This window comes from Clostridium sp. DL1XJH146, from assembly GCF_054819755.1.
Genome location: NZ_JBTVVN010000014.1, coordinates 24,866 through 41,784, shown reverse-complemented (window position 1 = coordinate 41,784; position 16,919 = coordinate 24,866). Strand labels below are relative to the sequence as shown.

15 protein-coding genes, 1 pseudogene and 1 riboswitch are annotated in these 16,919 nt (G+C 30.1%); of the genes and pseudogenes, 13 read left to right on the top strand and 3 right to left on the bottom strand.

The genetic code is table 11. The features are described from left to right. The first annotated feature begins 576 nt into the window (after nucleotides 1-576). The 8 genes from ACVHXK_RS08710 (at nucleotide 577) to ACVHXK_RS08675 (ending at nucleotide 11,855) form a co-directional block, all read left to right on the top strand. A complete protein-coding gene (locus tag ACVHXK_RS08710) occupies nucleotides 577-1,005 on the top strand; it encodes a MarR family winged helix-turn-helix transcriptional regulator (RefSeq protein ID WP_461205991.1) in 429 nt (142 codons plus the stop codon). A 68-nt stretch (nucleotides 1,006-1,073) separates the two neighbouring features. Beyond that, entirely contained in the window at nucleotides 1,074-1,730 is a 657-nt protein-coding gene (nfsB, locus tag ACVHXK_RS08705) for an oxygen-insensitive NAD(P)H nitroreductase (protein WP_461205990.1), read from the top strand. A gap of 206 nt (nucleotides 1,731-1,936) precedes the next feature. Further along, entirely contained in the window at nucleotides 1,937-2,353 is a 417-nt protein-coding gene (locus ACVHXK_RS08700; RefSeq protein ID WP_461205989.1) for a MarR family winged helix-turn-helix transcriptional regulator, read from the top strand. 57 nt (nucleotides 2,354-2,410) lie between these two features. Further along, complete coding sequence (gene lon / locus ACVHXK_RS08695; RefSeq protein WP_461205988.1) at nucleotides 2,411-4,666, top strand: endopeptidase La; 2,256 nt, start codon at nucleotides 2,411-2,413, stop codon at nucleotides 4,664-4,666. Between the two features lie 23 nt (nucleotides 4,667-4,689). After that, nucleotides 4,690-8,037 (top strand): Ig-like domain-containing protein, encoded by a 3,348-nt coding sequence (locus tag ACVHXK_RS08690; protein WP_461205987.1) that lies wholly within the window; start codon nucleotides 4,690-4,692, stop codon nucleotides 8,035-8,037. 379 nt (nucleotides 8,038-8,416) lie between these two features. Continuing rightward, nucleotides 8,417-10,489, top strand: a complete 2,073-nt coding sequence (locus ACVHXK_RS08685; RefSeq protein WP_461205986.1) for a hypothetical protein — start codon at nucleotides 8,417-8,419, stop codon at nucleotides 10,487-10,489. A gap of 43 nt (nucleotides 10,490-10,532) precedes the next feature. Beyond that, nucleotides 10,533-11,336 (top strand): prolipoprotein diacylglyceryl transferase family protein, encoded by an 804-nt coding sequence (locus ACVHXK_RS08680; RefSeq protein ID WP_461205985.1) that lies wholly within the window; start codon nucleotides 10,533-10,535, stop codon nucleotides 11,334-11,336. Between the two features lie 219 nt (nucleotides 11,337-11,555). Further along, entirely contained in the window at nucleotides 11,556-11,855 is a 300-nt protein-coding gene (locus ACVHXK_RS08675) for a hypothetical protein (RefSeq protein ID WP_461205984.1), read from the top strand. Nucleotides 11,856-11,941: 86 nt separating this feature from the next. Here ACVHXK_RS08675 and ACVHXK_RS08670 read toward each other — a convergent pair whose 3' ends face one another. Beyond that, nucleotides 11,942-12,178 (bottom strand): hypothetical protein, encoded by a 237-nt coding sequence (locus ACVHXK_RS08670; protein ID WP_461205983.1) that lies wholly within the window; start codon nucleotides 12,176-12,178, stop codon nucleotides 11,942-11,944. 250 nt (nucleotides 12,179-12,428) lie between these two features. Here ACVHXK_RS08670 and ACVHXK_RS08665 point away from each other — a divergent pair, with 250 nt between their 5' ends. From ACVHXK_RS08665 to ACVHXK_RS08645, 5 genes and pseudogenes are all read left to right on the top strand, one after another. Next, nucleotides 12,429-12,692 carry a hypothetical protein gene (locus tag ACVHXK_RS08665; RefSeq protein WP_461205982.1) on the top strand — a complete coding sequence of 88 codons (264 nt, stop codon included), beginning with the start codon at nucleotides 12,429-12,431 and terminating at the stop codon, nucleotides 12,690-12,692. A gap of 181 nt (nucleotides 12,693-12,873) precedes the next feature. Further along, nucleotides 12,874-12,991, top strand: a riboswitch (molybdenum cofactor riboswitch). 46 nt (nucleotides 12,992-13,037) lie between these two features. Further along, on the top strand, nucleotides 13,038-13,277 hold the full coding sequence (locus tag ACVHXK_RS08660; protein ID WP_461206037.1) for an aldehyde ferredoxin oxidoreductase N-terminal domain-containing protein: 240 nt from the start codon (nucleotides 13,038-13,040) through the stop codon (nucleotides 13,275-13,277). 11 nt (nucleotides 13,278-13,288) lie between these two features. Continuing rightward, nucleotides 13,289-13,699, top strand: coding sequence for an aldehyde ferredoxin oxidoreductase C-terminal domain-containing protein (locus tag ACVHXK_RS08655; protein WP_461206036.1), 411 nt, complete (start codon nucleotides 13,289-13,291; stop codon nucleotides 13,697-13,699). Beyond that, nucleotides 13,678-14,016 carry an FIST N-terminal domain-containing protein gene (locus ACVHXK_RS08650; RefSeq protein ID WP_461206035.1) on the top strand — a complete coding sequence of 113 codons (339 nt, stop codon included), beginning with the start codon at nucleotides 13,678-13,680 and terminating at the stop codon, nucleotides 14,014-14,016. The genes ACVHXK_RS08655 and ACVHXK_RS08650 overlap by 22 nt, the downstream gene beginning before the upstream one ends. A gap of 165 nt (nucleotides 14,017-14,181) precedes the next feature. Next, a pseudogene (locus tag ACVHXK_RS08645) lies at nucleotides 14,182-14,295 on the top strand (hypothetical protein); the annotation flags it as partial. Nucleotides 14,296-14,515: 220 nt separating this feature from the next. Here the strand turns inward: ACVHXK_RS08645 and ACVHXK_RS08640 are convergent. Together ACVHXK_RS08640 and ACVHXK_RS08635 are read right to left on the bottom strand one after the other, a co-directional pair. Then, nucleotides 14,516-16,243 carry a methyl-accepting chemotaxis protein gene (locus tag ACVHXK_RS08640; RefSeq protein WP_461205981.1) on the bottom strand — a complete coding sequence of 576 codons (1,728 nt, stop codon included), beginning with the start codon at nucleotides 16,241-16,243 and terminating at the stop codon, nucleotides 14,516-14,518. Nucleotides 16,244-16,261: 18 nt separating this feature from the next. Then, the gene (locus tag ACVHXK_RS08635) at nucleotides 16,262-16,753 is read right to left on the bottom strand and encodes a chemotaxis protein CheW (protein ID WP_461205980.1); all 492 of its coding nucleotides are present in this window, start codon (nucleotides 16,751-16,753) and stop codon (nucleotides 16,262-16,264) included. Nucleotides 16,754-16,919 lie beyond the last annotated feature (166 nt).

Genomic DNA, 16,919 nt, shown 5'->3' with positions numbered 1-16,919 from the left:
TTAACAACTATTAAATTTATAATTTAAATTCAATTAAAAATGATATCAAATGATGGGGAAGATACTTATACGCTTGTAAAGAATGTAGATATTGAACTATATAAAGCACTTTTTTTTAATGAGATTGAAATTTATTATAAGCCTCAAGTTAATCAATTTACTAATAATATAAATTGCTCGTGAATTCATATCTCAAATTGGTATAAGTGAAACAAGTGAAAAAATTATATCTTCAATAATTAGTTTAATAAAAGATTGGCTTATTTGGGTTTAGGTAACAAATACGCCAATGTAAAAAAAGTATGTTAATTAGTTATAAAAAGTATTGACAAATAGATTAGTTTGCAGTAATGTTTGTATATACAAACTTTGCACATACAAACATTGCATGTGCAAAAAAAATAATTTTATAGTAAAGGACAAATTGTTGCTTTTTAAGTGATTAGATGTATAATCGACTTCAACCCAACCAATTTTGTTTTAAGTGGACTTGATGAAATAAATTGAGATAGATAAGAACATTGATTGGGTAGTTTTGAAATAGATGTTAGTGCATAGGAATGAGGTGATTGTGGAATGAGTTATTTTGAAAATTGTATGTATTTTTCAGCAAACCAACTTGCAAGACATTTGACGAGTATTGCTGATGATATTTTTAAAGAAATAGATATTACTGTTACACAAGGATTTACACTAATAGCAATTAGTAAACTGGATAAGCATACACCCTCTGAAATTGCTGTAGAGCTTGAAATGAAACCAAGTACTATTACAAGGTTTTTAGATAAATTAGAAAAACTGGGGTATGTGAAAAGGACATATTTGGGTAGAAAAACAGATGTTGGTATTACACAAACTGGTTTAGATAAAATAGAGTCAATTTCTGAAGCTTGGGAAAAAATTCATGAAATGTATTATAAAACACTTGGAGATAATATTTCAGAAAACCTGACAAAAGAAATAGTAAAAGCAAATAAATTATTTAAAGAAAACAAAGACATATGAAAATTAAAAACATATCAAAATATAAAAAAATATAGAAATAAAAACACAAAAATAGAAGGAGAAAAAACATGAAAAAATTAAATGAAGTTTTAAATACACGTTATACAGTAAAAGAGTTCGATCCATCAAAAAAAATTTCGGAGGAAGATTTTAATAAAATAAAAAATATTTTAAGACTTAGTCCATCTAGTGTTAATAGCCAACCATGGCATTTTGTAATTGCAAATACAAAAGAAGGAAAGAAACAAATAAGTAAAAGTACTCAAGGATTTTATTCTTTCAATGAAGGCAAAGTATTAAACGCATCTCACGTTGTTGTATTTTGTGCAAGGACTGATATGGATGAAAAGTATTTACTTCATGTATTAGATGAGGAGCATAAGGATGGACGGTTTGCCAATGAAGAATTTAAGGATAACCAACATAAGGCGCGTTCAACATTTGTAAATATACATCGTAATGATTTGAAAGATTTACAACATTGGATGGGAAAGCAAGTTTATTTAAATATGGGTACTCTCTTGTTGGGGGCTGGTTCTATAGGCATTGATGCTGTACCAATGGAAGGTTTTGATGCAAAAGTTTTAGATGAAGAATTAGGTTTACAAGAAAAAGGATTTACAGCCGTTGCTATTGTTGGACTAGGTTATCATAGCAAAAATGATTTTAATGCTCAATTACCTAAGTCTAGATTAAAAGAAGATGAAGTTATTACTTTAATATAAAGGGTTACCAACAAAGCATATAATAATAGATTTAAATAATAATATATAGCGTATTTGGTATAGATACCAAATACGCTATAGTATTCCATGAAATATTAAATAATATTTAAAAAAAACAAATAATGTTAAAATAAATAATTGACAAATGTTTATTTAAGTATTATTATATAGTTAGGTACAACCTAATTAGTTGCAGAGGTGATGAATTGGACAGTAAAGAGAAATTATATAAAACATATTCTTACCTTATGGAAATAAAAGGTGAATGTTCATGTACATTACTTGAAAAATTTAATGTTTCAGAACTAACTATTAGACAAATCAGTTACCTTAGAAAATTTGATGAGTATGAGTACATAACCAGTAGCGAATTGGCAGAAATTTTGAACTTATCAAAACCATCTGTTACAGAAATGATAAAGAAATTTATTAAACTAGATTGTGTTTATAAAAAGCAGTGCAGTAAGGATGGTAGGGTGCAGTATATTCATCTTACTGAAAAAGGTAAGTTTATAGCAAGAATTGAAGAACTTAAGATTAGAGGGATGATTGACAGAATAATAGAAAGTCTTGAGGATGAGGAAATAGACAACCTTGTAAAATTATTATATAAGATTAATTAAAAAATTTAAAGAAATAGTTAGGTTAAATTAAACTAATTAATTTATGGAGGGAAAATTATGAATAAAAACAATATACCTAGAGAACTACCGGTAATAGTTATACCTTACAATATATTGATGCATGGCGATGAAAGAACTATTAGAATTAACAAAGAAACTGGTAATGAAATCTACAGAAGAGTTGAGAATGATGATTTTTATGGACTAGCTCTTGGAGTTAAAAATGAAAAAGAAATTTTAGAAATAGATGATTTTTATAAAGTAGGAACTTTAGTTAAAATCAAAAATGTTAAAGAATTAGGGAAAAATTATGAAGTTAAAATTGATGTAATCGAGAGAATAAAAATTGAAGAATTTAAGCTTGAAGGAGAAGAATTTAGGGCTACCTATAATTTTATAGAGGATATTATTGATTTAGATGAAAAAAATGAAAGAGAAATGCTTGATTATATAAAGGAAATAGCAAGAGATGTAAGTAAAAATTTTGTTGGTTCTGAAACATATATGGAGTATCTTGAAGGAATTGATAGTATAAATAAAATGATTCCTTATATTCTTCCATATATAGATTTATCCTACGAGGAAATGCAAGGATTTTTGGAAATACGCTCATTGAAAAAGAAAGCGCTTCTTTTCTTAGATTATTTAATAGAACATAAAGAATCTGTAAGATTTAAGATGGAAATAGCAGCAAAATTCAATGAAGATGCGAATAAAAATTACAGAGAAAAAATGTTAAGAGAGCAGCTAAAAGCTATACAAGAAGAATTAAATGAGGAAGATGTAGAAATCCAAAATGCGAAAAAAGATTATAGAAAACTAATTGAAAATGCAAAAATGCCAGAAGAAGTAAAGGAAGTTGCTTTTAATGAATTAAGAAAATTTGAAAGACAAGGTGGAGGCAGCTCAGAGGCAAATGTTATTCAAAATTATTTAGATTTATTAGTAAGTTTACCTTGGGGTGAGAGTGAAATTAAAGAAGTAGATATAGATAAAGCTAGAGTATTATTAAATGAGCAACACTATGGTTTGGACAAGGTTAAGGATAGAATAATTCAGCATTTAACAGTAATGAAGTTGAAGAAAAATAAGCAAGGTTCTATTCTACTTTTAGTAGGACCACCAGGGACAGGTAAGACAAGCCTAGGTAGAAGTGTTGCAGAAGCTTTAGGAAGAAAATATGTAAGAATAAGCTTAGGAGGAATTCGTGATGAGGCTGAAGTGAGAGGCCACAGGAGAACCTATGTAGGAGCTCTACCTGGAAGAATAATTCAAGGAATGAAGAAAGCAGGAGAAAAAAATCCGGTGTTTATATTAGACGAAATTGATAAACTAATAGCTTCAGGTAATGGAGATCCATCTAGTGCCTTGCTTGAAGTATTAGACCCAGAACAAAACAATACCTTTGCAGACCACTACTTAGAAGTACCTTACGATTTATCAGATGTATTTTTTATTGCAACAGCTAATTCTCTAAACACTATTCCAGCCCCACTAAGAGATAGGATGGAAATCATTGATATTAGTAGTTACACAAGTAGGGAAAAATTCTATATTGCAAAAGATTATTTAGTATCTAGCGTATTAGATGAGCATGGTTTAAATAAAGACCAACTTCAGATTGAAGATGAAGCTTTAAGAGAAATCATTGAAATGTATACAAGAGAAGCAGGCGTAAGAGGACTTAAGAGACAACTAGCTACTGTAGCTAGGGTAACTTCTGAAAAAATTGTTTCTGGAAAAGTGGAATTGCCATATGTGGTAAAAAAAGATATGCTATTCGATGTACTTGGGCACGAGATAACTAGATACGATAAAGTAGGTAAAATGAATCCACCAGGAGTAGTAACAGGACTAGCGTGGACACCGGTAGGAGGAGATATTCTATTTATTGAAGGAGCAATGATGCCAGGAAATGGACAACTAATGCTAACAGGACAATTAGGAGATGTTATGAAAGAGTCAGCTAAAATTTCTCAAAGCTTAATTCGTTCGAGATTGGCCTTTAATATGAAGAAAATTGATTTCTCTAAATATGATTTGCATATACACGTTCCATCAGGAGCAATACCAAAGGATGGACCATCGGCAGGAGTGACACTATTTACAACTATAGCATCATTAGTAACTGGACTTCCTGTAGATTCTAAATTGGCAATGACAGGTGAAATATCACTAAGAGGTGCAGTTCTCCCAGTTGGTGGAATAAAAGAGAAAGTAATAGCAGCTCATCGTTCAGGAATAAAAAGAATAAAAGTATTTCATTCTCTTATCAATTGCAAGTTGCTATTGATGATAAAGGAACCGGATTAATAAATAAATCTGGAGTAGGGTATATGGCTGCTATCACAAATGCTGAGGCACACAAATATATCCGCCTAAAATTAACAGCAACAGACGATGGAGTTGGTACACCAAGTACAGAAAGTTCAAGTGCATATTCAGTGTGGAGGCTAGTAGAAAATACAGCACCAATTGCAGAAGAAAGTACTTTAACAACTGATGAGGATACAGCAAAATCAGCACAATTAGCAGGTAGTGATGTAGATTTAGATAGCTTAACTTATATCAAAGTAACAGACCCATCACATGGAACAGTTGTAGTAAATGCTAACGGAAGCTACACATATACACCTAATGCAAACTTTAACGGAGAAGATAGTTTTACCTTTAAAGTTAATGATGGAGTTGCAGCTTCAGTTGGAGGAGCACTAGATTCAAATGTAGCAACAATAACAATAACTGTTAATGCTTTAAATGATGCACCAGTAAATACTGTAGTACCAAGTTATTCAGGAACAATGAAAGTAGGACAAGAATTGACTGCTGATAAAGGAACTTGGAACGATATTATTGATACAGATGTATCAGGAACATCAGAAATTTCCTATGAATATCAGTGGGAAGTTGCTACAGATATTAATGGTACTGATTCAGCGAATATAGATGGAGCGATAAGTAGCAGTTTTGAAATAACAGCTGCTGAAGCACACAAATATATTAGAGTAAAAGTAACAGGGACAGATAGTGGAGTTGGTCCACATAGTACACAAAGTACTATTGCTTATTCAGTTTGGAAGTTAGTAGAAAATACGGCTCCAATAGCAAGTGATGGTATATTAACTACAGAAGAAGATACTGAAAAAACAGGAAATCTTGTAGGTAATGATGCAGATGGGGATACATTAACTTACAGTAAAGTAACAGACCCATCACATGGAACAGTTGTAGTAAATGCTAATGGAAGTTACACATATACACCTAATGCAAACTATAATGGAGAAGATAGTTTTACCTTTAAAGTTAATGATGGAGTTGCAGTTTCAGTTGGAGGAGCATTAGATTCAAATGTAGCTACAATAACAATAACAGTTAATGCAGTGAATGATGCACCAATAGCAAGTAATGGTACATTAACTACAGACGAAGATACTGTAAAATCAGGAAATCTTATAGGTAGTGATGTAGACAGAGATGCAAATGGAGTTGGAGATATATTAACTTACAGTAAAGTAGATGATCCATTACATGGTTCAGTTATAGTTAGAGCAGATGGAAGTTACACTTATACTCCAAATGCAAACTATAATGGAACTGATAGCTTTACTTTCAAAGTGAATGATGGAGCTTCATATTCAAATGAAGGAGAATTAGACTCAAATATATCAACAATAACAATAACTGTTAATGCTTTAAATGATGCACCAGTAAATACTGTAGTACCAAGTTATTCAGGAACAATGAAAGTAGGACAAGAATTAACTGCTGATAAAGGAACTTGGAACGATATAATTGATACAGATGTATCAGGAACATCAGAAATTTCTTATGAATATAAGTGGGAAATTGCTAAAGATATTAATGGTACTGATTCAGAGAATATAGCTGGAGCAATAAGTAGTAGTTTTGAAATAACAGCTACTGAAGCACACAAATATATTCGAGTAAAAGTAACAGGTACAGACAGTGGCGTTGGTACACCTAGTACACAAAGTACTATTGCTTACTCAGTTTGGAAGCTAGTAGAAAATACAGCACCAATAGCAAGTGATGGTATATTAACTACAGATGAAGATACAGAAAAAGAAGGTAATCTTGTAGGTAGAGATGTAGATGGAGAAAGTTTAACTTACAGTAAAATAACAGACCCATCACATGGTTCAGTAAGTGTAACTGGAGAGGGCAATTACATTTACACACCAGATGCAGACTACAACGGAACTGATAGTTTTACTTACAGCATTAGCGATGGAACATTAGATTCAAATGTAGCAATGGTAAATATTAATGTTATTCATCATGAAAGTACTGTATTTATAACATTAACTTCAAATCCAACAAGTATTGTAGGTAATGGAGTGGAAACTGCTATATTAACTACAAATATATTTGATTCAAATAATGAACCAGTAATAGGAGTAGAAGTTAAATTTAATGCAAGTTTTGGAAGTTTCCCAGATGGTAAAACAGCAATTACCGATGAAAATGGAATTGCTGAAATCACATTTAAAGCTCCTAAAATTGAAGGTATTGAAAGTGTAGTTGAATTAGTAAAAGCAAAAGTAATTGATAGTTCTAAAAATTTATATGCTTATAATGAGTTACAAGTCACTTTTGAGCCAAGTAGTATTCAAGGTATAGTAATAGACAACGATCTAAAATTTCCTGTCGAAGGTGCAATTGTTGAAGTTTCAAAAGACTTTGATGGAGATGGAATAGTTGATTTTTATGCTAAAATGATAACAGCAGCTGATGGCAAGTATAAAATAGCTGTGCCAAAAGGAAATGTCAACTATGATGTGTTTATTACGAAACCAGTTAAAATAGGCAATGAAATTAAAGAAGTAACCTTTAATCAATCATGTCCTATAGGGAGTATTACTGGAGTAGGGTCGGATATCTTTGACGCTGGTAACTCTATTGGTGGTTTAGTATTAATAAAAACTCCAGATGAAAGCACAAAAGCATTAGAGGAATACGATAAGTATACTGTTAAAATAAGGGACAGTGAAGGTAATATTAAGTATGCTGCTTCTTTAAATAGTAATTCTTTATATCAAGCTGATGGACTGGAAAAGGGCAAGACTTATGATTTGGCAGTAACATATTCTTTAGGAAATGGCGAAGAAATAGTTGTTGGTGAATCTAAAGTAACAGTTAAGTCCAATGGTGAAATAAATATAAGTACAATACTTATAGATCCATATGGGATAATAACTGATGCTGATACTAGAGAGGTTATTGAAGGAGCTAAGGTAGTACTTTATTATGCTAATACTCAAAGAAATATTGATTCAGGGAAAATACCAGATACAGAAGTAGACCTTCCTATAATTAAAGGATTCGAGCCTTCTGATAATGCGAACCCTCAATTTAGTAATTACTTAGGGCAATATGCATACATGGTGTTTCCAAATACTGATTACTATATTGTATCAGTTAAATCAGGATATGAAACATTTATTAGTGAAACAATTATAGTTAATGAGGAACTAGTACAATATAACTTTGAGATGAAAAAAGAAAATAAAGCGATTACTGAAGAAAAAATTAACAGTAGCGAAAATGTTCTTCCAAAAACAGGTGTATTATTTGATAATGAGTTAATGTTTTTGATAGGAATTCTGTTTGTGATTTTAGGTACTTTCCTTTATTTCTTCTCCAAAAGGATTAAAAATAATTAAAACTAAAAGATACTCACTAAAGTCTATATAAGAATTTAGTGGGTATTTTAATATATATAATAATATATTTATTAATATATTATTATATATGTGGTATTTTTTATGTTTTTAGTTAATAAATAATACTAATAATTGAAATATTAACAAATGTAATATATAATTGTACTGAAAGTTAAAATAATACAAATTACCATAAAAGCAAGTCTTATGCCTATAAATAACCTTTCATTAAAATCCGAGAACAAATTCATCTGGTAATAAATTCATACGTTTTGATACGAGTCAAAAGTCATTTAACAGTATATTAGACAAATATAAAATTTTCATAGGGGGAGGTTTTATTATTAAAAAACTAGTAGCTATAATTGTTGTATTATGCATGACTTTTTCGATTTTAGCAGGATGCTCTAAGAATGAGGTAGAAACAAAGATTCAAACATTGAGTCAGGATAATCTTGAAGCAGAATTCGACGGTGGCAAGATAAAAATATCATCATTGACACTAGAAGAGGAAGCAGAGTGCTCTATTGAAAAAGTTGAGGTTCCACCAGTTTTAGGAGAAATTGAAGCTGATGCTTACAATTTTTCTATAGATACAGAAGAAGAACTAGCAGGAGTTCTAGAAATAGTTTTGCCTTATGATAAGAGCAAAATTGAAGAAGGAATGACTGTTGCTGAAAGTGTTGGTGCAGGTTACTATAATGAAGAAACTAAAGCGTGGGAGCCTGTAGTTTATGAAATCAATGAAGAGGACGAAACCATAACTATTACAACAGACCATCTTTCAATCTATGGGGCCTTTATTGTTAATAATGAGAATACAAGGGCAGCTAAAGTAATATGTGCAAATCAAGCACTTTTTACAGATTCAAATTCTATGGAAGATTATATTAGGGTTATAAATGAAGCAATAGATAATAATATGCAACCAGGTTCTTCAGCTTTAGAATTAGGGACATCTTGGATTAGTAGTTCATTTAGTGATATTGGGGTAGTATTAACCTTCGAAGAAGGAATATATGGTTCTGCTTTTGCTACAAATATGTCTAATGCATTTACAAATTTAGGTTTAGGGGTAGCAATAGCACAGGCGGCTGTAGACCTTTCCAATGGAGACCAAGCAGGTTTTGTTTATAATGCACTAAAAAATGGAGCCAATTTTGCGATATCTAAATGGGGTTCTTATATTCTCCGTTCAAGCTTTGTAGGAGTTTATTTTATTGATTATGCTTTAAGCAGTTTTTTAAATGAAGCGAAGCAAGGGAGAAAAGATATATATTCTGAAGCATATAAATTATATTATGAACAAGAAGGAGAGGCCAAACGTTCTCCAAAAGATTGGTATAAAATAATGTTGGCTCTTACAGAACAGGCTAAATCAACTGAAGAATTAAATGATATTATTATGCAAGAAGTAGATAAATATTGCAATATGTTTTGGCAAGATGAAACAATGGTCGCTTTTTATCAGGATAAGGCTATGGAAAATGGATTTACTGGTGGTGGCGGACTAAATGAAGAGATGAAAAAAGAAATCTCAGAAAATCATAAATATGAATTATTTACAGGATATCTACAACCTGTTTTTGCTCAAATAGGGAAAAAGCTCAAGTTACAGCAACAACAAGAAGTAACTAAACAATTAGATTTAATTAAGGATGAATTAAATAAGGTTATGACTATAAATATTGTAGATACAGGAGCAGAAGAGAAAAAAGAAAAATCTAAATATAGTGGTTATACAGCTAGAATAGCTCCTTTATCAGATAATGTAGAAGACCCAGAAAAGTGGGCCACTGTTATAGATGATCAAGGTAAATGTACTTTGAAATTTAGAATACTAGGACATGTAATGGCAGGGAAACCAACGCAGATTGAATTAGTTCCTCCTGGAGAAGAAACTGCAGAGAAAACTTTAGATTTTATAGTTGAGCCTCCTGAACTAACAATAGATTTAAAGGAAGAAGTTCCTACTTTAGATGAATTAGTTGGAACATGGGCAGACTCAAATATGTATATAAAAGATATTTCCATATCTGATTCATTAATACAGATGGCAGAAAATGATACATCAGAAAATTCAGAGGGTTGCGACTTAGATGTAATTGCAATGATTCAGGAATTAGAAGGACAAACCAAACCTGCTCAATTTAATTTAGTAAAGAGTGATGAGAATAGTGGAACTGTAGAGTTTTCAGGTGATGATAATATTCTTGATGGAGTTATGTTAAATTTCACTTACGAAAATGGAGTGATCAATATAAATGTTACTATGAGTCAAGAGGAAACTACTGCAGTATATGCTGCAACATTAAAAGCAGCTTATGAAAAATCTGAGGGAGCTAATAATGGAGTGACATTGCAAGGAGATTTAGAAATAAAAGTAATTCCAGAAGGTGGAGAAATAAAGCTTTCAAGCGACTTGAAAGCTAAAAAACCATTAACTAACTAGAAATATTATTATGTATAAAATTATAACAAAAAAAGGAGAAATTATGCATCCTAATATATTTTTGGAGATTTTCGGACGAAATATAGTATTAAGAAGTTATTCTACTTTTATGATTTTAAGCATGACAATAGGTTTTCTATTGTCATGCTATTTCTTGAGGAAAAATAATTATTTATGGAAAGAAATAGTGTTTAATTATTCTACTGTAATAATTTCTTTTCTAATAGGTGCAAGAGCATTAAATTATATAGTAAATTATAATTATTTTAAGATGAACAAGATAAGTTTTTTTACACTGAAAGTAGCACATTTTTCTCTTTATGGTGGCATTATTAGTTCACTTATAATAGTTATATTAATAAATAAGATTATGAAAAAAAATATCAAAGTTTTTTTAGATATTTTAACTATTCCTTTTATGATTAGTTTTTTTATAATGAGAATAGGCTGTTTTCTAAATGGATGTTGTGGTGGGATTTATACAAATTCAGTTTTAGGAGTCAGGTTCCCTAATAACTATAGTTCGGAAATAAATAAATTATTTGGGTCAAAATTTGTGCAAACAATTAGTAATATGAAAGTTTATCCAACGCAATTATTTGAAGGTGGATTTGCACTATTATTTGTAATTATTATATTATTATTAAAAAATAGATTAAGACTAAAAGAAGGTCAACTATTTTTGATTTCGGCTATATATTTCTCCAGTTTTAGGTGGTTTGTGATGTATTTTAGAGTATTGCCCTATGTTGATTATGTTAAAATTTATTTATATCCTTTTATTTATTTTAGTACTATCGTTATAGGGGTAGTATTACTTAGATGTGGTAAAAATGATATAGTATAGTATTCGCTTTTGAAGCTACACCGTATTGATAGGTTTAAATTAATGTTGTTTTTTACTGTAAATAATTTATAATAATTTTATTAAGGGTTACGATAAAAGCCCAAAATAAAATAATAAAATAGGTAATGAGAAGTTTGATATTTCATTGCTTTGTAAGAATACATTTTAAAAATATAAATGTATTTGATTATTTTGAAGGTAATTTATAAAGGAGGTATTATGAAAAAGAAAATATTTTTGTTAAGTTTAATTTTTATATTAGTTACGCTTACCTTAACAGGATGTGTTCCAGGAGATGGTAGATGTACTTCTGATAACCCAGCAGGTTTCATTTGGGGGATTTGGCATGGTTGGGTTGCCCCAATTTCTGTTGTTTTAGGATTTTTCAGTAGAGATATAAGAATTTATGAAGTTGCTAATACAGGTTGGTGGTATGATTTTGGTTTTTACATTGCAATTATAAGTGGTTTTGGGAGTGTATCTTTAGCTCGTAAGCATAAATCAAAGAAAGATGACTAGTTTATACTTACTACAAATTGTTATTATATGATAATTGATAATTTTATTATAAATATTAATAGACAACAAAAAAATATCTAAAAAAGCTATTTTTTTTGTTGTTTAGAGTCTTTGATTTTTCTGTATTTATCTCTAATTTTAGAAAATATAAATTCAAATGTTACTAGCGTTGTCACCGATATTAGCAAATATATAAGATAGTTTAATGATAAAAAATCATTATATACAATATCAAAATAATTGGTTATTTTATCTGCAACGTAAAATGCAAGTCCAAATCCAATAAAAGTAGTTATTAGTTTAGAAATTTTAAATTGTTTCATAATATACTAAGTCCCCCAGAAATTTAATGAATAATTAGATGTTAATATAAACAAACATTTTATAAGTACAATTTTAATGCAAAAACATACTTTAGTATAACATATAGAGTAAATCATATCAAATATAACAATGTTTGTATACTGCAGATTAGATAGTGGATAATAATATTTTAAAAAGGATATATATGTTATAATATCCATAATTATGAGCCTGAAAATTTAAAATATTTATAATAATAGAATATATAGGATGAAAATTGACATTAATAATCTTGGTGTTTATAAAAATGTAATTGAAAAATTAAACAGTTGTAAAATAGATATAATACAAGAAAATATGAATGAGGCAAAGAGGTTAGAAGAACAAAATGAACGAATTATAAAGGAAAAAGCAGAACTAAAAAAAGCTGAATCTAATCCTAGTTATATTGAAATACAAATGCAAATAGAAGAATATAGTAAAGTTGTTAGAGATAAGCATAAAAATCATACTAACAAAATAGAAATAGTATGAATACAAATCTTCATTTGGGCCATTTTGATCTGTTAGTATTTCTTTAAGATTATCTTTTTCTTGTTATTTTGTTACAATAGGTGAAACACACAATCCACTATATGGAACTTGAAAATTGACATGGCTATAGTAAAAGATTACATTAATGTTAAGCACTAAAATAATTTCTATATAATTATATTAAAGTAAGAATGTCCGAGCCGTATTACCTAAAATATATTTATGGTAACCGTGCCATTGAGTATGAATGGAAATTATTATGCCTCCCGTATTTGGCAAGGACACAATTATATTATTAATATCAAATATAAAGGAGGTAAGTTTATGTAAGGTTATTGGAAAAAGCTGCTAAGAATAAACCTTACAGATAATACATTTACGATAGATTCAATTGATGAAAAATACCTTAAATTATTGCTGGGCGGAGCAGCTCTGGGAGCTAAAATTATCCTAGACGAGGTTAAGCCAAAAGTAGATCCACTTTCACCAGAGAATAAGATAATATTTGCTTTAGGATTTATGCAGGCATTAAATTTTCCGGGTAATGCAAAGATGTATCAAATGAATGGGTCAAAGATGCCGTAGAAACTGGGAGCATTATCAAAAAAAAATTAGGGGATAAGAGAATTAATACTTCAAATATAGGTCCTGTAGGTTGTCATAGGCATATCCATATAACATTACCTGATGGTACAGTTCTAGATGGTAATGGTCCTGAGTATGAAACTCTTGGAATGATTGGGTCTGGACTATTAATAGATGATTTAATGGCTATTGCACTAATTAATGATAAAGCTAATCGTGTTGGTGTGGATACTATTTCTTTAGGTTCATTTATAGGTTTTATAATTAAATGTTATGAGGCTGGATTTCTAAGTGAAGAAGAAATTGGAATTGTTTCTAAATGGAGCGATAATGATACACTTCAGTATCTAATTGACAAATTAATTAAGTTAGAAGGAATAGGAAGCTCTTTAGAAAAAGTATTAGAGGCGCAGTTGAAATAATTAATACCTCCTTTATTGGTATAATTATACCAAAAGGTTTTGTTGGTGGTGATACTTTTGTTGGAATTATGGCTATGGCAGATGATGATATGGTTGTTGGAGTAGCAGGACAAGCAAAAGGAGAAAAAGCTCGTTTAACTGGTGAGGAAATTGCAAAAAAAGCACTATCAGCAGGAAAAACTACTTCTCCAGATTATTTTCATATTGTTGCACCCCCAGGAGAAGAAGAATACTATCTTAAAGGAATTACTGATGTAATTGATTGTATACCATTCTTTGGAGGAAGTGCTGACGATAATTCAATTTCTGGAGAATAGAAGATATTTACATATAAGGGGGAGCTTTTGCAGATGGTGAGCCAGCTCTTAAGAAATATGCGAAATGGAGTGGCAAGAAAGTAGATAAACTGCATAGAATCTGCGGAAAGTGTTTTAGAAGAAACATAAGAAAAATTAGGTGTACCTGCAGGTGCTTTTCATCTTGTACACTGTGGTGGACGTCGTGCTGGAATAGGTGATAGAATTGATGAGGTTGCAAAACAAATTAAAAATGCAGCAGGTGATGTACCTTTCATAGCTGAATTTACTTTTGGTTAATATGGTTATGAAGATGATGGAATAAACACATGTGGTGGATTGATGCTTTCATTTACAGGTTTTTCAAAATAGTTAAATTTTTAGACAAATTTCACATATAAAAAAACTCCTTCTTGTATACTATATCATGTAAAGTATTTATAGGAAGGAGTTTTTTTATTCATTTTATACAAAAATTTTTATGAGTTTTTTTATACAATTACTTCTTCTTGCTTAGTAATTAATACTTACCAAATTCTGAATCATTTAAATTAATTTTTTTGGAAACTGTTTTATTTGCTTCTTTATAAATCGTAGCACTAGAATCAGATGTTTTAGTAGAGTGCATATTATCAAGCATTTTCAATACTTCTGGATTTATATTGTTAAAGTCTTTATCAGAATATAATTCACTAGTGGTTTTTAATTTAAATGTTTGTACTTGTTCTTTTAATAGTTCAGCTTGACTTGAGAGTTCTTCACTAGCGGATGCTGTTTCTTCTGAGGTAGCTGAGGTAGTTTGTACAACTTCGGCTATTTGATTAATTCCTAGATTTACCTGCTCTACTCCAATAGCTTGTTCATTTGAAGCTATTGCAATATTTGAAATTAATCCATTTACTTTCGAAATACCTTCTACTATTTTTCTAAGAGCATCTGAAGTAGTATTAGCTATTTTAGCTCCATCTTCAACTTTTTTAATAGAATTTTCTATCATAGTTGTTGTTTCTTTGGCTGCATCTGCTGAACGTGCTGCTAGATTTCTTACTTCTTCTGCAACTACAGCAAATCCTCTGCCGTGTTCTCCGGCTCTTGCAGCTTCAACTGCAGCATTTAAAGCTAGTATGTTAGTTTGGAAGGCGATATCATCTATTACTTTTATGATTTTTGAAATATTGTTAGAAGAATCATTGATATCTGACATAGCTGATAGCATATCTTTCATTTGATGTGTTCCATCAGTAGCAGCTATTTGGGTTGTATTAGCAATTTCTTTAGCGTGTGATGCATCTTCTGCATTTTGTTTAGTTTGAGATGCAATTTCTTCAATAGAGCCTGTAAGTTGTTCCACTGAACTAGCTTGCTCGGTAGCACCCTGAGATAAGGATATGCTAGAATCAGATACTTGTTTTGCTCCAGAAGACACCTGCTCTGAGGCGGAATTTATATTGGTCAAAACATCATTTACATTATTGGACATAGTAGTGAAGGCTGTTGCAAGTTCTCCAATTTCATCTTTTGAATTTATATCTATAGAAATATCTAGGTCGCCTTCAGCTATTGAATTTGCTGAAACTAAAATCTTTTTAAGTGGTTTTACTATAATGGAATTAGAGATAAATATACCTAGAACTATAGCTATAAAAATAGCAAAAAAACTAAGTATAATCATTGTTAACGAAGCATTATTAGCAATTGATTTATTAGCAATTGATTTATTATAAGCATCTTCTACTTTCATAGAAGCTAAAAGATCAATAGCATCTTTTTCAGCATCTGCGGCAACGCGCATATCATCTTTGATTAAAGCAAAAGCTTCTTCATCTTTATTTTGTATACATAATTGATATAACTCGTCTAAAGATGACCTGAAATCAGCGCGTGTACCCATAAAATCATCAAAAGCTGTGCGCATTTCATCAGAAAGAATAGTTTCATCAAAATCACTTGATAAAGTATCTAATTCTTCTATTATTGTATCAATATCACTATATCTGGCATTAATTTCAGTCGCTTCGTTTTCTAGTATCATATCCCTAGTATTTACTCTGATTCGTTGAAACAACTTAGCCATTTGAGCAGTAGTTGCAACAGGAACTGTCATATTCTCATACATTTCTGTATCACTAGCGTCTAATTTTTCTATTTCGAATACGCCTACTCCACCTACAACGCCTGCAATTATTGCTATAAAAATAAATGCACCAACTAGTTTTACTGATATTTTTAAATTCTTAAACCATTTCATAATTTTCCTCCGATTAGTTTATATTTGATTTACTAGATTGAATTTCTCATCTTCATTTAGAAGTTCTTCACAATCTAAAAGCAAAACAATTTGTTTATCGTCCTTGCCTATACCTTTAATATATTTCCGTCCTTCTTTGCTTAAATTTGGTGGAGGGACAATTTTATCCTCAGGAATAGAAGTAACCTCTGATACGCTATCAATAATAAGTCCAAGATTTGTATCTCCTATATTTATAACAACAATGCATGTACGATCATTATAGTTTATAGAAGCTTTTTTGAATCTTAATCGACAATCCATTACAGGAATGATTTTATCTCTTAAATTGATTATGCCTTTTATATATTCAGGCACTTCAGGAAGTTTAATGATAGTTTGGATTCCAACTATTTCTATAACGTTTATTATCTCAACACCATAAAATTCATTTCCAACTGTAAAGGTCAGATATCTATTATCTTGAGGGTTTTCATCAAGTGAATTTTCATTAAAATTTATTGTACTCATTTTTTCAACTCCTTTTTTAAATAAACTAAGTATTAATTTAGCTTAAAATTATTATATAGTAATTTTAGCATATTTTTTTATATTAATCTGTTGAAATTTGTATAATTCGAAAAAAAAATTAATAAAATTAAAAAAACAATTTAATATTCAGAAAAAAAGTTTATTT

Excerpts from the sequence above, each read along its gene's own strand:
- ACVHXK_RS08665 (WP_461205982.1), top strand. The coding sequence starts at position 12,429 with ATGAAAATTGACATTAATAATCTTGGTGTTTATAAAAATGTAATTGAA.
- ACVHXK_RS08675 (WP_461205984.1), top strand. The coding sequence starts at position 11,556 with ATGAAAAAGAAAATATTTTTGTTAAGTTTAATTTTTATATTAGTTACG.
- ACVHXK_RS08640 (WP_461205981.1), bottom strand. The coding sequence starts at position 16,243 with ATGAAATGGTTTAAGAATTTAAAAATATCAGTAAAACTAGTTGGTGCA.
- ACVHXK_RS08635 (WP_461205980.1), bottom strand. The coding sequence starts at position 16,753 with ATGAGTACAATAAATTTTAATGAAAATTCACTTGATGAAAACCCTCAA.
- ACVHXK_RS08710 (WP_461205991.1), top strand. The coding sequence starts at position 577 with ATGAGTTATTTTGAAAATTGTATGTATTTTTCAGCAAACCAACTTGCA.
- nfsB (WP_461205990.1), top strand. The coding sequence starts at position 1,074 with ATGAAAAAATTAAATGAAGTTTTAAATACACGTTATACAGTAAAAGAG.
- ACVHXK_RS08690 (WP_461205987.1), top strand. The coding sequence starts at position 4,690 with ATGGCTGCTATCACAAATGCTGAGGCACACAAATATATCCGCCTAAAA.
- lon (WP_461205988.1), top strand. The coding sequence starts at position 2,411 with ATGAATAAAAACAATATACCTAGAGAACTACCGGTAATAGTTATACCT.
- ACVHXK_RS08670 (WP_461205983.1), bottom strand. The coding sequence starts at position 12,178 with ATGAAACAATTTAAAATTTCTAAACTAATAACTACTTTTATTGGATTT.
- ACVHXK_RS08685 (WP_461205986.1), top strand. The coding sequence starts at position 8,417 with ATGACTTTTTCGATTTTAGCAGGATGCTCTAAGAATGAGGTAGAAACA.
- ACVHXK_RS08680 (WP_461205985.1), top strand. The coding sequence starts at position 10,533 with ATGCATCCTAATATATTTTTGGAGATTTTCGGACGAAATATAGTATTA.